This window comes from Bradyrhizobium sp. LB13.1 (assembly GCF_054056815.1).
Genome location: NZ_JBSRYQ010000001.1, coordinates 1,759,674 through 1,773,959, shown reverse-complemented (window position 1 = coordinate 1,773,959; position 14,286 = coordinate 1,759,674). Strand labels below are relative to the sequence as shown.

Genomic DNA, 14,286 nt, shown 5'->3' with positions numbered 1-14,286 from the left:
AATGATCATGCAGCGCACCGTTTTCCCCGCCATCACGCTCGCCCTCGCCGCCGTAGTGGGTTCGGCAATTGCAGCACCGGTCAACTACAAGACCCCCGATGAGGTCGCGGCGTTCAAGCCCGGGCCCAATCTTGAAGTGGTTCAGGGCAATTGCACGGCCTGCCACTCCTCCGACTACATCAACACGCAGCCGCCGATGAAGGACAAGAAAGGTTTTTGGCAGGCCGAGGTCACAAAGATGATCAAGGTCTATGGCGCGCCGATCGACGATGCCGATGTCGGCAAGATCGTCGATTACCTGGCCGCGACTTATTGACGGATGGCGCGCGGCGCGCGGACCGATTGACCGCGAAACGGGCAAAACCGGCAAAAACGCCGCGAAGTTGAGCGGAATTCGGCGAAAGGCCGATGTGGTTTGAGCTACCAAGCCAACGACATTCCGCGTATCGTATTAGGACCGAACCGGCCGGTTGGCGGGGACTGGCGGTTCGATATCTCGGAGGAAGACCCGCGGAGAAGTCGTGATGGCTAAAGGTACGGTCAAGTGGTTCAACCCGACGAAGGGTTATGGATTTATCCAGCCTGCGTCGGGCGGCAAGGATGTGTTCGTGCATATCTCGGCAGTGCAGAAAGCCGGTCTGTCGTCCCTGAACGAAGGACAGACGGTGGAATACGAAGAGATCGCAAACCGAGGCAAAAGCTCCGCAGAGAACCTCAAAGTATAAGCCCGCCAGCTTTTGCTACCTCCCGGGTCGATCCGGGAGCCGGGCCAAGAGAATTTTAGAAGACGGTCAGTGCATTCGACGACAGGCGTTGCGATTGCACACGGAGAACTATTTTCCCCGCGAACACCGCTCGTTCAACGCCGCAGCAATGACAATCGCGACAGCACTTCGTTAATCCACCGGCAACGGTGCGTCGCGCTTGATCTCTTCCATCACCGCATAGGTTCGCGTCTCGCGCACGCCCGGCATCGACAGCAAGGTCTCGCCGAGGAAACGCCGATACGCGGTCATGTCCGCCAGCCGCGCCTTCACAAGATAGTCGAAGCCGCCGGCAACCATGTGACACTCCAGCACTTCGGGCGCGAGTTTCACCGCGCGCGCAAAACGCTCGAAATTATCCGGCGTGGTCTTGTCGAGCAGCACCTCGACGAACACCAGGAGCCCGAGGCCGAGCCGGTGCGGGTTGAGCCGCGCGCCATAGCCCTCGATAAAGCCCTCGCGCTGCAACCGCTTCAGCCGTTCGCCGATCGAGGTCGGAGACAGCCCGATGCGTTCGGCGAGCTCGACATTGGCGATGCGCCCATCCTGCTGTAAAATATAGAGGATTTTCCGGTCGGTTCGATCAAGTTCCATCTTTTGTAAGGCCAAGTTGCTGGTATGCTTCATTTTCTAAGGCAAATCAGCTAATTTGTCTATCGAGCTATGGTAGCGCGGGCATTATCCTGGATTCCAGCCACAGGACACGCCATGCCGAACATTCCGCCTCCCTTCTCCGCCGCTTACGCGCCCGATGATGCTGAGATCGCCGCGCGGCTTTTGCCGGCTGCACATCTCAACCCGCCACAGGAGGCGCGGATCGATCGCACCGCGACGCGGCTGATCGAGGCCATCCGCAAGCGTGACGACCGGCTTGGTGGGGTCGAGGACATGCTGCGGGAGTTCGCGCTCTCGACCAAGGAGGGCCTCGCCTTGATGGTGTTGGCCGAGGCGCTGCTGCGCGTGCCGGACGCGCGCACCGCCGACCAGTTCATCGAGGACAAGCTGGGCGAAGGCGACTTCATCCATCACGAGACCAGGTCCACCGCCTTCCTGGTCAACGCCTCGGCCTGGGCGCTCGGCCTCTCGGCACGGGTGATCCAGCCCGGCGAGACGCCCGACGGCACCATCGGCCGACTGGTGAAGCGGCTGGGCGCGCCGGCCGTGCGCACCGCCACGCGCCAGGCGATGCGGCTGATGGGTAATCATTTCGTGCTGGGGGAGACCATCGAGCAGGCGCTGGAGCGGGGCCGGGCCGCGCTCCGGCGAGACACCGCGCTATTCCTTCGACATGCTCGGCGAAGGCGCGCGCACGGCCACTGACGCCAAGCGCTATTTCGACGCCTATGCCAGTGCCATCGAGACGATCGGCAAGGCGGCCGGTAACCATCCCCTGCCCGACCGGCCCGGCATCTCCGTCAAACTCTCGGCGCTGCATCCACGCTTCGAGGCGATCAGCCGCGACCGCGTGATGCGCGAGCTGGTGCCGCAACTGCTGGACCTCGCGCAGCGCGCCAGGGCCCATGATCTCAACTTCACCGTCGATGCCGAGGAAGCCGACCGGCTGGAGCTGTCGCTCGACGTGATCGCGGCAACGCTCGCCGATCCCTCCCTTGCCGGTTGGGACGGGTTCGGACTCGCGATCCAGGCCTATCAGAAGCGCGCAAGCGCCGTGATCGACTATGTCGATGCGCTCGCCCGCGCGCATGACCGCAAGCTGATGGTGCGGCTGGTGAAAGGCGCCTATTGGGACACACCGAGATCAAGCGCGCGCAGGAGCGCGGGCTCGACGGCTATCCCGTGTTCACGCGCAAGACGATGACGGATCTGAACTACGTCGCCTGTGCTCAAAAGCTTTTGAGTCTGCGGCCGCGCATCTTCCCGCAATTCGCCACCCACAACGCGCTGAGCGTCGCGACCGTTCTGGAGCTTGCCGGCGAGAGCGGCGGCTTCGAATTCCAGCGCCTGCACGGCATGGGCGAGGCGCTCTACGAGCAGTTTGCCAAGGATCACCCCGACATTGCCTACCGCACCTATGCGCCGGTCGGCAGCCATCGCGACCTGCTTGCCTATCTGGTGCGGCGCCTGTTGGAGAACGGTGCCAATTCCTCCTTCGTAGCCCAAGCGGCCGATTATCGTGTGCCGCTCCCGGCGCTGTTGCAACGCCCGGCCGACGCCATCGTCCGGCCGCAGCAGGCGGCCCATCCAAAAATTCCGCTTCCCTGCGATCTCTACGCGCCGGAGCGCCGCAATTCGCGCGGCGTCGAATTCGGCGCGCGCGCAGCGCTCGACCGGTTGCTGGCGGACGTCGAGGCCGAGACGGCCGACCTCAAGCCTGTCACTGAGGCAACGCCGGATCAGGCCAACGCGGCAGTGGCCGCGGCGCGCGCGGGCTTTGCCGCCTGGAGCCGGACTCCGGCAGCCGCGCGCGCGGCAGCGCTCGAGCAGGCCGCGCATCTTCTTGAGAACTGCGCGCCCCATTTCATTGCACTGCTGCAACGCGAGGGCGGCAAGACGCTCGACGATGCGCTGTCGGAGCTGCGCGAGGCCGCCGATTTCTGCCGCTATTATGCCGCGCAGGGCCGCAAGCTGTTCGGCAACGAGGTCGCGATGCGGGGCCCAACCGGCGAGAGCAACACGCTCGCCATGCGCGGCCGCGGCGTCTTCGTGGCCATCTCGCCATGGAATTTTCCGCTGGCGATTTTCCTGGGCCAGGTCACGGCCGCGCTCATCGCCGGCAACAGCGTGGTCGCAAAACCCGCCGAGCAGACCCCGCGCATCGCGGTTGAGGCGGTGCGGCTGCTGCACGAGGCCGGCATCCCCGCAAGCGCGCTGCAGCTCGTCACCGGTGACGGCCGGATCGGCGCCGCGCTGGCCGCGCACCCTGATATCGCCGGAATCGTCTTCACCGGCTCGACCGAGGTCGCGCGCAGCATCAATCGGGCGCTGGCGGCCAAGGATGGGCCCATCGTGCCGTTGATCGCGGAGACCGGCGGCATCAACACCATGATCGCGGATGCGACTGCGTTGCCCGAGCAGGTCGCAGACGACGTCGTCACCTCGGCGTTTCGTTCTGCCGGCCAGCGCTGCTCGGCGCTGCGGCTGCTGTTCGTGCAGGAGGACGTCGCCGACCGCATGATCGAGATGATCGCGGGTGCGGCGCGCGAGCTGAAGATCGGCGACGCGAGCGACGTCGCGACCCATGTCGGTCCGGTAGTCGACGTTGAGGCCAAGCAGCGCCTCGATGCGCATATTCGCGCGAATGAAGACCGCGGCGCGGCTGCACTTTGCCGGCACCGCCCCGGAGGGCTGCTTCGTCGCGCCGCATATTTTCGAGCTCAGGGATGCCGGCCAGCTCACCGAGGAGGTGTTTGGCCCGATCCTGCATGTCGTGCGCTACCCAGCCGAAAATCTCGAACGCGTCCTGCAAGCCATCGAGCGCAGCGGCTACGGGCTGACGCTCGGCGTCCATTCCCGCATCGACGATACGATCGAGTCGATCATCGATCGTCTCCAGATCGGCAACATCTACGTCAACCGCAACATGATCGGCGCCGTGGTCGGCGTGCAGCCGTTCGGCGGCAACGGCCTGTCCGGAACCGGCCCGAAAGCCGGTGGCCCGCACTACCTCGCGCGTTTTGCGACCGAGCAGACCGTGACGATCAACACCGCAGCAGCCGGCGGCAACGCCGCCCTGCTCGCAGGGGATGAGTGAGGCTGCTTCTGGAGCCCTCACAACAACGCGCGACCTCAGTTCCGTCATCCTGAGGTGCGAGCCGTGGGGCGCGAAGTGCACCATGGGGAGCCTCGAAGGATGGACGGCCTAGATGCAGCCGGGCCGTCGCCCTTCGAGGGCCGCTAAAGAAGCGGCCACCTCAGGGTGACGGGACACCGCAGCAAAGCCCTGCGCCCGGCGCCGTTGCATCCCGGCAAAACATCGGTCTAATGCTGCCCATGACGTGCCCCGCGCCATTCCAGCGCGCGGAAACAACAAGAGTGAGGGAGCAACGCCGCGATGGAAAAGGGCATTTTTGCAGGGCTCAAGGTTCTGGACTGCGCGAGCTTCATCGCAGCGCCCGCGGCCGCGACCGTGCTGTCGGATTTCGGCGCCGATGTCGTCAAGATCGAGCCGCCCGGCGCCGGCGATCCCTACCGCAATCTGCCCAACATTCCGGGCTATCCGAGCAGCGAGCACAATTTCGCCTGGCTGCTGGAGGCCCGCAACAAGAAGAGCATCGCGCTCGACCTCTCCAAGCCGGAAGCGCAGGCCGTGCTCTACAAGCTCGTGGAAGAGGCCGACGTCTTCATCACCAACATGCCGCCGCCGGTGCGGACAAAGCTCGGCATCACCTATGATCACCTCGCCCATCTCAATGACCGGCTGATCTACGCCTCCTTCACCGGCTATGGCGAGAAGGGCGAGGAAGCCAACAAACCCGGCTTCGACAGCAACGCCTATTGGGCGCGCTCCGGCCTGATGGATCTCGTCCGCGCCGATACCGACACGACGCCGGCCCGTTCGGTCGCCGGCATGGGCGACCATCCCTGCGCCATGGCGTTCTATGGAGCCATCGTCACCGCGCTGTATCAGCGCGAGAAGACCGGCAAGGGCTCGCATGTCGCCTCAAACCTGATGGCGAATGGCGTGTGGGCTGCGAGCGTGCTGGCGCAGGCAAAGCTCTGCGGCGCCAAGTTCGCCGAGCGGCGGCCGCGCGAACGCGCGTTGAACGCGGTCGCCAACCACTATCAATGCAAGGATGGCCGCTGGCTGATCCTGTCGCTGCTGAGCGAGGAGAAGCAGTTTCCGACGCTGGCCAAGTGTCTGGGCCGTGAAGACCTCATCACCGATCCGCGTTTCGCCACCAAACCCGATCGTCACGCCCGCTCGGTCGAGCTGATCAAGATATTTGACGAGACCTTTGCGACCAAGGATCTCGCCGAATGGCGCAAGCTCCTCGATGGCAACGGCCTTGTATTCGGCATCGTGGGCATTTTGGACGACATTCCGAACGACAAGCAGATGCTCGACAACGAGGTTCTGGTGCCGTTCGAGAACGACACCATGCTCACCATCTCCAGCCCGATCTGGATCGACGGCGCCAAGAAAGTGCAGCCGCGCAAGCCGCCCGGCGTTGGCGAGCACAGTGACGAGATTTTGCGTGCCGCGGGATACGACGAGGCCGCGATCAAGCAGCTGCGGTCGAAGGGGGCGGTGGGGTAAGGGACGCCGGCGCCCGTCATTGCGAGCGCAGCGAAGCAATCCAGAGTCCCTCCGCGGATGCATTTCTGGATTGCTTCGCTGCGCTCGCAATGACGGCGTGGAGTGATCTCGCTATAACCTCACGGCATCATCCCCTGAGGTCCCATGCCCAGCTACCGCCTGCACTACTTCCCCGAATCCGGCAACAGCTACAAGCTGGCGCTGATGCTGACGCTTTGCGGCGAGAAATTCGAGCCGGTCTGGACCGACTTTGGCGGCGGCGTCACGCGTACGCCGGAATGGCGCAAGAGCGTGAACGAGATGGGCGAGATTCCTGTGCTCGAAGTCGACGGCGTGAAGATGACGCAGACCGCGCCGGTCCTGCTCAAGCTCGCCGAACAATACGGCCGTTTCGGCGGGGAGACGGCGGAGGAAAAATTTGATCTGCTGCGCTGGCTGTTCTGGGACAATCACAAGCTCACCGGCTACATGGCGACCTACCGCTTCATGCGCGCCTTCACGCAAAACAACGATCCGCAGGTGCTGAAGCACTTTCGCCGGCGGCTCGAGGATTTCCTCGGTATTCTCGACGGCCATCTTCAACACAATGAATTCGCGATCGGCGCCAGGCCCACGGTCGCCGATATCTCGATGATGGCCTATCTGCACTATCCGAGCGACGAGCACGGTTTTGATTTCGCGACGAGCTATCCCGCCATCCACGCCTGGCTCGACCGCATGGCCGCACTCCCCGGCTGGCAGCCGGCCTACGAGCTGCTGCCCGGCAAGCGGATGACGAATTACGCGAAGTGAAGGCGCTCGCTATCGCAGCGCCAGCCAGCCGAGCGTGAACAGAATCCCGCCGATGATGACGACGACCGCGACCGCCGAAATGCTGACGCGGACGCTGCCGGTGACCTGCTTGGCTTCCTCATTGCGCGCGATCTCGCGATTGCGCTCCTTGTTGGCTTCGCTGGAGTCCGTCATGGTCATCCAAACCGGCTGGAGATAGCGCTAACGCGTCTTGATGAAACACATGCCGATGCGGCGCGAGGCCGCGGCAGCCTGACAGGTCAAACCTTTAGCACAGCTCCATGACGTAAAACTCCTGTCGGCCGATCCCGATCCCGCATTTTCCAGGGAACAATGCGCGCCCCAGCCGTCCTGATACTCGGTCCCGGCCAACTCGCTATTGCCCCGGGTTTGCGGCCGGCTGGCAAATCCACGTGAGAAATCAGGACGTTTGCCCGCGGCAAACGCGGTCAGGATGTCGCGGCGGCGGACCTGGTCGCCGAGAAAATGCGGCGAGGCCGTCACGATGCCGGAGTTGGACGGCTTGTCCGCAAGCAAATCGACGCCCGGGAAATGGAAGCCGCCGATGCCGCGGGTCTGGTGGCAGCCGGCACAGGTGACGTCGTTGAGGCGGCGCTGGAAGCCTGCGACCGAGCGGACGTTCTGCAAGTCGATGCCGCGCGCAGCCGCCTGCTTCAGCGCACTGACCACGTCATTGTCGGTGAAAACAGGCTCGCCTTTGCCCTCTTCCTTGCGCTCCCCTCTGCATCATGCCGAACTCCGGCTGCAACGAGGAAGCATCGAGGCCGGCGGGCGTCGGCACCACCGCAGCCTTGGCCAGGAATTTTTCAGGGATCATCACCGTGCCGCGGTCGAAGTCGCGAAGATGATCGGGCGCGAGCAGCCAATCCCTGAGGTCGCGCCAGAGATCGTGGTCGGCGAGGATGCGGTCACGGTCGATCTGGTTCTCCAGCGTCGATTCCTCGAACCGCTTTGTGGTCGCGTCGTATTTGAACACCTTGAGCAGATAGTCGGAGCGGAAATCATGCAGCGCCGATTTCGCTGCAACCGAGATCTGAATGTTGGTCTCGATGCGGTCGAGCATCGCATCGTAAGGATAGAAGCTGCTGCCGATCAGCCCCTGCCAGTCGCCATTGTCCAGCCACCGTCGCGCGACCTCGGCGCAGGTGACCGGCTTGCCGCTCTCGTCCGTCTGGCGCGCATCGCGCGCCTTCATCACCAGATTGAGCGTCATCGGCAGCCGCGTTGCTGCCCTGCTGCCGTCCGGTTTGGTCTCGAAACGCGCAAGACGGTAGATCAGCCTGATCTCGCCGCACGAGTCTTCTGCGACGTAGGCACGGTCCATGCGGTTGACGATGCCGGCCAGCACGAACCGGGTATCGCGGGATTTCAGATTGGCCCGATCGAACAATTGCACGTCAAAGCCTTCGCCGACCCCGATGGTCTCGGTCGGATAGGCCGCCTTTTGCCGGGCCACGTAGCGGTCGAGTTCCGCGTCGATTGCTGGGGGAATTTCCTTGAGCTGCGACAACCACGAAAACATCAGATCGGTCGTCAGCGGAAAGTTCGCGTTCCGCTCCGGCCACAGCAGGCGCGAGATCGTGAGTGCATCGTGCTGGTCGAGCTTGCGCAGGAGATCGGGATCGGTGATCGCCGTGCCGCGCGTGAGTGACGCGGTCTCTGCCGCCAAAAGCGAAACAACGCCGCCAAAAAATACGACGGCAGCAACGAGAATTCGCAACGCGCGGTTCATGCCTTAGGTAACACCGCGCGGGGACGGCTATTCAAGCAAAAAAGGCGCTTCACATCGTGGTGAAGCGCCTCTTTGGAATTCGGATATCAGTCGCTCAGCGCGCGACGATCAGCCCCTTGCTGGTGACGACCACCCAGCGGCCGTCCTGGCGGCGGATCGCATCGACGCGGCCGACCCCGGGGATGGGGTCACCGGCATAGACCTCGTAGAGGCCATTGTGGCCCTCGACCAGCGCGCCGCCGTTGGAGACGTCGCGCAGCACCCAGCCCTCAACCGTCGGCAGCCGGCCGATCTCGGTCTTGGGTGCGGCAGGAGCCGGCGCGGCTGCGGCGGTCGCAGCCTGGGTCGGCGCGATCGAGCCGGTGGTCTCCCTGGCGGGCACGGCGGCCGCGGCCTGGTTGGGCGCCGCGGGCGGGGTGGCACGGAGCTTGTCGACGGACTCGGACAGCTTTGCGATTTTGGCCATCGGCTCGGCCTGCGCTTTCTCGAGCTTCTCGAGACGGTCGTTGGTCCGGTTGAACTGACCCAGACCGGTCTTGGAGGTGTGCTCGACATTCGCCTTGAGCGCGACGACATCGGCGTCGATCCGGGCGACCGAGGATTCCAGCGCGCTGGTGTCGGCGACCTGCGCCGGCGCGGGGCTTGCGAAGTGCATCATGCCGGCGGTCGCGAGCGCGCCGCTGATCGCGCCGACGCTGGCCGCGATCGCCACCACAGCTGCCATAGCCGACAGGCGGCGCTTGCCGCCGGCCTCGCGCGGCTCGTCGGCCTTCACATGCGGGGCAAATTCTTCGCGGTCCCAGGACCGCTCCGCGGGCGCCATGACGATGAGCTTGCCGGGCTTTGGCTCGGGCTTGGTCTCTGCCCTGGGTTCGAGCTTCGGCACATCGAGCCTCGATGCCTCGATTTTTGGCAGCTCGACCCTGACCGGATCAGGCTTCACTGGATCAGGCTTCACTGGATCAGGCTTGGGCGGCGTCTCGTGGTCGGGGGCGATCGAGGGGGCCTCGATACCGGCAGCAGCCGCGACGGCCTGCGGCACGGTCGCTGCGGCTTCAACGGCGCCAGTATCCTGGACGGCCTGCTCGGGCATTGGTTCGCTCACGGCTCAAATACTCCAGTCTCGGTTGACTTTTTGGTAACTTTCATTGCTTGCGAATTCCTTACCTGCGGACCCGCTTACCAAAATTTTAGGAACTCATCCGGGGCCGAATTTGGCCGGCAAAGTGGAACCGGTGTGGCGGCGTGCAACAAATCGTCAGCGAATGCTGCCCTGCGGCAGGCCACGCTCTCTCCGAACGGGCTGTTTGCCCGCTCCTGTTACCCGGCTAACATGACTGTCCTGTCAGCCAGAACGGCTGCAGAAGGCCCTTGGGGGTGTCATGGCGATCGAGAAGTGCATCAACGAGTTTGGCGTCGATGACATCATCTTCGAGGAGGGCTCGACCGGCCGGGAGCTGTTCGTCGTGCTCGACGGCGAAGTCGAGATCGCCAAGCTGAGCGGCGCCAGCAAGACCACCATCGTCAAGCTCGGCAGGGGCGAATTCTTTGGCGAGATGGCCGTGATTGACGGCTCGGCGCGCTCGGCGACCGCAATCGCGGCAGCGCCGAGCACGAAAGTGATGAGAATCAATCACGCCCGCTTCGTCTATCTCGTCAGCCAGCAACCGGCCTTTGCGCTGATGGTGATGGATGCACTCTCCAAACGCCTGCGCGCGTCCAACGATGTCACCTACCGGGCAGCGCAGTCATGAGCGAGCGCAAGCCCACTTCGTTTCCAATCCTGATGAAGAACGACATCTGCTCGCTGATCCAGGCGGCGGACGACGTCTATCAAATTCGCTTCTCCAACCGCGCCGCCAACGTCTATCTCGTTCGCGGCTCGGCGCGCACCATCCTGATCGATGTCGGGCTGTCGTCGAATTACCCTGCGATGGTGGAATGTCTCAACTTCGCCGGCTGCCCGCCGGAGAAGATCGACATGGTGGTGCTGAGCCACGAGCATCTCGACCACATCGGTGCCGCTTGGCACTTCAACGAGCGCCGCACTTTTGTCGCCGCCCATCGGCTTGCCGCCAACAAGATCATGCTGCGCGACGACTTCTCGATGCTGCGGAAGATGTTCAACGAGCCGAACGTGCCGATCAATATCGACATCTGGCTAGAGGAAGGCAATCTGATCGACCTCGGCAATTTCCGTCTCAACGTGATGCACACGCCGGGGCACACCTCGGCCTGCATCACGCTGTACGACCAGGACAAAGGCCTGCTGTTTGCCGCCGATACGCTCATGCCCGGCGGCGTGATGGGCGGCGTGTTCGGCTCGGGCAGCATCGCCGACTACATCCAGTCACTGGAGCGGCTCAAGGGGCTGAATTCGAAGATATTGCTGTCGGGACACGGGCGGCTGTCGGACACGCCACAGGAGGACGTCCGCATTGCGATTGCGAGGTCACACGGCTTACTGGAGGACACCGCACAATTGTTCGACGCACTGGATGCGCGCTCGAACTTCGAGCCGATCATGCAGTCGGTGCGCGATTTGAACAAGCTGGATGATTAGGTGGGCGTGCGGTCACGTGTGCCTTTTCGCAAAAGAAGCACGGGGCTTCAACATCGTCATTGCGAGCGCAGCGAAGCAATCCAGAATCTTTCCGCGGCGACAGTCTGGATTGCTTCGCTGCGCTCGCAATGACGGAGTGTGGGGCTATCAGCCGGGGCTACATCACCACCGGTGCGTCCGGCAGTTCGTTCGGGAGCTGGCCGCTCGGCGGGAAATGCCGCGCCAGCTCCTGCGACACGGCCTCGATGCCGCCGATCACGCCGCGTTCGAACTGGCTAGATCCGAACTCGGCTTCCATCGCGCGGCAGATCTGTTCCCAGCGCTTCACATCAACCTTCGCGTCGATGCCGCGATCGGCGACGATCTCGACATCGCGGTCGGCGAGCAGGAGATAGATCAGGACCCCGTTGTTGTGCGCAGTGTCCCAGATCCGCAAATGCGAGAACACGTCGAGCGCGCGCTCGCGCGCCGGCTGATTGCGAAACAGCGGCCCGCCGTCGAGCGCGCCTTCGACGACGAACCGGACCTGGCCGGAATGCATGGCTTCGCCGCGCTTGATCGCCTGCTCGATGCGGTCGAGCACCCCTTTTGGAAACACCCACTTTGCACGCCAATGGTGCTGGAGCAGATGCCGGGTGATGCGCTTCATGCTCATGACCTACCAGCTCCCCGAGGCGCCGCCGCCGCCAAAACTGCCGCCACCGCCGCTGAAGCCACCGCTCGACGACGATCCGCTGCTCCAGCCGCCGGATGACGAGCCGCTCGACCAGGAGCGGCCGCGCGAGGACCCCGTGCCCGATCCCGCCCCAAACAGATCGGCGATAAACGTCAGGATAGCGCCAAGCACACCGACGCCCAACCCGATGACTGCAGAGCCGATCACGAACCAGGCGAGGACACCAACGATCGCTCCAGTTATCCCCGAACCGAATAGCCGCCCGAACATGGAGCGCAGGATCCCGCCGATGACCAGCGGGCCGAACAGCAGGAAGAAGAAAAGCGGCTCGATGTCGTTCCAGTTGCCGAAATTCACGCTGCGCGAGGGCGTCGGCAGCGGCTCGCCGTCGATGACGCGGATCACGCGATCGACGCCCGCCGCGATGCCGCCGGCGAAATCGCCACTCCTGAATTTCGGCGTGATGTCTTCGTCAATGATGCGGCGCGAGGTGACGTCGGTGAGCGCGCCCTCGAGGCCGTAACCGACCTCGATGCGCAAATGCCGGTCGCCCTTGGCGACCACCAGGATCGCGCCGTCGTCGACCTTCTTGCGCCCGATCTTCCAGGCCTCCGCAACGCGGATCGCGAACTGCTCGATCGTCTCCGGCTCCGTCGTCGGCACGATCAGGACGACGAGCTGGCTGCCCTTGCGCGTCTCGAAGTCCTGCAGCTTTTGCGACAGCGCGGCGATGTCGCCGCTGGAGAGCGTGCCGGTCTGATCGACCACGCGGCCGGTCAGTTGCGGCACGGCGACATCGGCTGAGGCAGCGAACGGCCATATCAGCGCAAGCGCGAGCAGGAGGGCCTTGGCGGCACGCATCGGGGTCGAATGCCCTTACTTCGAGGGCGCCGGATTGAAATCGACCTTCGGTGCGGTCGAGATTTCCTTCTCGTTTGCGACCGAGAAGTTCGGCTTCTCCTTGTAGCTGAACATCATCGCAGTGAGGTTGTTCGGGAATGAGCGGATGGTGACGTTATAATCCTGCACCGCCTTGATGTAGCGATTGCGCGCCACCGTGATGCGGTTCTCGGTGCCTTCGAGCTGCGACATCAAATCCTTGAACAGCGCATCCGACTTGAGCTGCGGGTAGTTTTCGGTGACCACGAGCAGTCGCGACAGCGCGCCGGAGAGCTCGCTTTGGGCGGCCTGAAATTTCTGGAATGCGGCGGGATCGTTCAGTACCTCGGGCGTCGCCTGGATGCTGCCGACCTTGGCGCGGGCATTGGTGACGCCGAGCAACACGTCCTTCTCCTGCTGCGCAAAACCCTTCACCGAGTTGACGAGGTTGGGCACCAGATCGGCGCGGCGCTGATACTGGTTCACGACCTCGGACCAGTTGGCCTTGATCTGCTCGTCCTCGCTCTGGATGGCGTTGTAGCCGCAATTGGTGAGGCTCAGCGAGGCCAGCGCCGCCAGCACGGTCAGGATCTTGCGCATCAAATTTCTCCCGGTGGAATCTTGCGCAAACTATCAGATTGCACGCGCGAGACGCCAGACATCTTGCGAGCAGGCCGAGGCTTGCGAAAAGCAGCCGATTTACGCAAGCCCCTTGCTTAATCCCGGCTGTAATAGTCAACTCAAGAGAACAATAATACCAAGACGGAAACGCCGGGGGGAACGCGATGACCTCGTTCGAGACCATCCTCGTGGAGAGGCCGGAGCCGGCGATCTCGAGGATCGTGATGAACCGGCCCGACGCGCGCAACGCGCAGAACCTGCAAATGACCTACGATCTCAACGCCGCGTTCGATGAGGCGGTGCAGGACGATGCGGTCAAGGTGATCATTCTCGCCGGCAACGGTCCGCACTTCTCCTCAGGGCATGATCTGCGCCCCGGCAGCAAGAATGTTGCGGGTGTCGATTTTCCGCCGATCGGAAATTGGGGCGGCTTCGCTGAACCAAACGCCCATGGCCGCTTCGCGCGCGAGCAGGAGATCTATCTCCAGATCACGCGGCGCTGGCGCAACCTCGCCAAGCCGACAATTGCGGAGGTGCACGGCAAGTGCATCGCCGGCGGCCTGATGCTGGCATGGGCCTGCGATCTCATCCTCGCCAGCGACGATGCGCAGTTCTGCGATCCCGTGGTCACCATGGGCGTCTGCGGCGTCGAATGGTTCGTGCATCCCTGGGAGCTCGGCCCGCGCAAGGCCAAGGAGTTTCTGTTCACCGCCGATAGCTGGAGTGCACAGGAGGCGCATCAACTCGGGATGGTCAACCGGGTCGTGCCGCGCGCAGAGCTTTCATCCGCCGTCCTGTCGCTGGCGCGCAAAATCGCATCAAAACCGTCCTTTGCGCTGAAGCTGACCAAGGAAGCCGTGAACCGCTCGGTCGATGTGATGGGCCAGCCGGCGGCGATCGACCAGGCCTTTGCGCTGCATCAGCTCTGCCACGCGCATAATCTTCAGGAATTCGGAATGGTGGTCGATCCATCCGGCCTGCATCCCTCCGTGCGCAAGCCGCCGGCAGCCGCGGAGTAGA

At 63.6% G+C, this 14,286-nt stretch carries 15 protein-coding genes and 2 pseudogenes; 10 read left to right on the top strand and 7 right to left on the bottom strand.

What is annotated here, in order from left to right; genetic code table 11:
- Positions 1-7 precede the first annotated feature (7 nt).
- The gene (gene sorB, locus ACVWYI_RS08340; RefSeq protein ID WP_247348761.1) at positions 8-316 is read left to right on the top strand and encodes a SorB family sulfite dehydrogenase c-type cytochrome subunit; all 309 of its coding nucleotides are present in this window, start codon (positions 8-10) and stop codon (positions 314-316) included.
- A 208-nt stretch (positions 317-524) separates the two neighbouring features.
- Positions 525-725 (top strand): cold-shock protein, encoded by a 201-nt coding sequence (locus tag ACVWYI_RS08335; protein WP_007596519.1) that lies wholly within the window; start codon positions 525-527, stop codon positions 723-725.
- Positions 726-896: 171 nt separating this feature from the next.
- Here the strand turns inward: ACVWYI_RS08335 and ACVWYI_RS08330 are convergent, their stop codons facing one another.
- A complete protein-coding gene (locus tag ACVWYI_RS08330; protein ID WP_247348759.1) occupies positions 897-1,358 on the bottom strand; it encodes an Lrp/AsnC ligand binding domain-containing protein in 462 nt (153 codons plus the stop codon).
- A gap of 114 nt (positions 1,359-1,472) precedes the next feature.
- Here ACVWYI_RS08330 and ACVWYI_RS08325 point away from each other — a divergent pair, with 114 nt between their 5' ends.
- The 5 genes and pseudogenes from ACVWYI_RS08325 (at position 1,473) to ACVWYI_RS08305 (ending at position 6,774) form a co-directional block, all read left to right on the top strand.
- Positions 1,473-2,084, top strand: a complete 612-nt coding sequence (locus tag ACVWYI_RS08325) for a hypothetical protein (protein ID WP_456661658.1) — start codon at positions 1,473-1,475, stop codon at positions 2,082-2,084.
- Positions 2,053-2,583, top strand: coding sequence for a proline dehydrogenase family protein (locus tag ACVWYI_RS08320; RefSeq protein ID WP_456661657.1), 531 nt, complete (start codon positions 2,053-2,055; stop codon positions 2,581-2,583). The genes ACVWYI_RS08325 and ACVWYI_RS08320 overlap by 32 nt, the downstream gene beginning before the upstream one ends.
- Positions 2,580-4,476, top strand: a pseudogene (gene putA, locus ACVWYI_RS08315) (bifunctional proline dehydrogenase/L-glutamate gamma-semialdehyde dehydrogenase PutA). Before ACVWYI_RS08320 ends, putA begins: the two are co-directional and overlap by 4 nt.
- Before the next feature lie 300 nt (positions 4,477-4,776).
- On the top strand, positions 4,777-5,982 hold the full coding sequence (locus tag ACVWYI_RS08310) for a CaiB/BaiF CoA transferase family protein (protein ID WP_247348755.1): 1,206 nt from the start codon (positions 4,777-4,779) through the stop codon (positions 5,980-5,982).
- A gap of 144 nt (positions 5,983-6,126) precedes the next feature.
- On the top strand, positions 6,127-6,774 hold the full coding sequence (locus ACVWYI_RS08305) for a glutathione S-transferase family protein (protein ID WP_247348754.1): 648 nt from the start codon (positions 6,127-6,129) through the stop codon (positions 6,772-6,774).
- 9 nt (positions 6,775-6,783) lie between these two features.
- Here the strand turns inward: ACVWYI_RS08305 and ACVWYI_RS08300 are convergent, their stop codons facing one another.
- The 3 genes and pseudogenes from ACVWYI_RS08300 to ACVWYI_RS08290 all read right to left on the bottom strand — a co-directional run bounded on the left by ACVWYI_RS08300 (position 6,784) and on the right by ACVWYI_RS08290 (position 9,620).
- Positions 6,784-6,948 (bottom strand): hypothetical protein, encoded by a 165-nt coding sequence (locus tag ACVWYI_RS08300; RefSeq protein ID WP_354105337.1) that lies wholly within the window; start codon positions 6,946-6,948, stop codon positions 6,784-6,786.
- 27 nt (positions 6,949-6,975) lie between these two features.
- Positions 6,976-8,527, bottom strand: a pseudogene (locus ACVWYI_RS08295) (hypothetical protein).
- A 94-nt stretch (positions 8,528-8,621) separates the two neighbouring features.
- Positions 8,622-9,620, bottom strand: coding sequence for a hypothetical protein (locus tag ACVWYI_RS08290; protein ID WP_247348857.1), 999 nt, complete (start codon positions 9,618-9,620; stop codon positions 8,622-8,624).
- 289 nt (positions 9,621-9,909) lie between these two features.
- On the opposite strand from ACVWYI_RS08290, the gene ACVWYI_RS08285 reads away from it, so the two are divergent.
- Together ACVWYI_RS08285 and ACVWYI_RS08280 are read left to right on the top strand one after the other, a co-directional pair.
- A complete protein-coding gene (locus ACVWYI_RS08285; protein WP_247348750.1) occupies positions 9,910-10,281 on the top strand; it encodes a Crp/Fnr family transcriptional regulator in 372 nt (123 codons plus the stop codon).
- Positions 10,278-11,090 (top strand): MBL fold metallo-hydrolase, encoded by an 813-nt coding sequence (locus ACVWYI_RS08280; RefSeq protein WP_247348749.1) that lies wholly within the window; start codon positions 10,278-10,280, stop codon positions 11,088-11,090. The genes ACVWYI_RS08285 and ACVWYI_RS08280 overlap by 4 nt, the downstream gene beginning before the upstream one ends.
- Positions 11,091-11,247: 157 nt before the next feature.
- On the opposite strand, the gene ACVWYI_RS08275 is transcribed toward ACVWYI_RS08280, so the two are convergent.
- From ACVWYI_RS08275 to ACVWYI_RS08265, 3 genes are read right to left on the bottom strand one after another with little or no spacing between them, the layout of a single operon-like run.
- The gene (locus ACVWYI_RS08275; protein ID WP_247339421.1) at positions 11,248-11,745 is read right to left on the bottom strand and encodes a TPM domain-containing protein; all 498 of its coding nucleotides are present in this window, start codon (positions 11,743-11,745) and stop codon (positions 11,248-11,250) included.
- Positions 11,746-11,748: 3 nt separating this feature from the next.
- Positions 11,749-12,627, bottom strand: a complete 879-nt coding sequence (locus ACVWYI_RS08270; RefSeq protein ID WP_247339420.1) for a TPM domain-containing protein — start codon at positions 12,625-12,627, stop codon at positions 11,749-11,751.
- A 15-nt stretch (positions 12,628-12,642) separates the two neighbouring features.
- Complete coding sequence (locus tag ACVWYI_RS08265; RefSeq protein WP_247339419.1) at positions 12,643-13,245, bottom strand: LemA family protein; 603 nt, start codon at positions 13,243-13,245, stop codon at positions 12,643-12,645.
- 185 nt (positions 13,246-13,430) lie between these two features.
- Between ACVWYI_RS08265 and ACVWYI_RS08260 the strand changes: the two genes are divergently transcribed.
- Entirely contained in the window at positions 13,431-14,285 is an 855-nt protein-coding gene (locus tag ACVWYI_RS08260; protein ID WP_247339418.1) for an enoyl-CoA hydratase, read from the top strand.
- Position 14,286 lies beyond the last annotated feature (1 nt).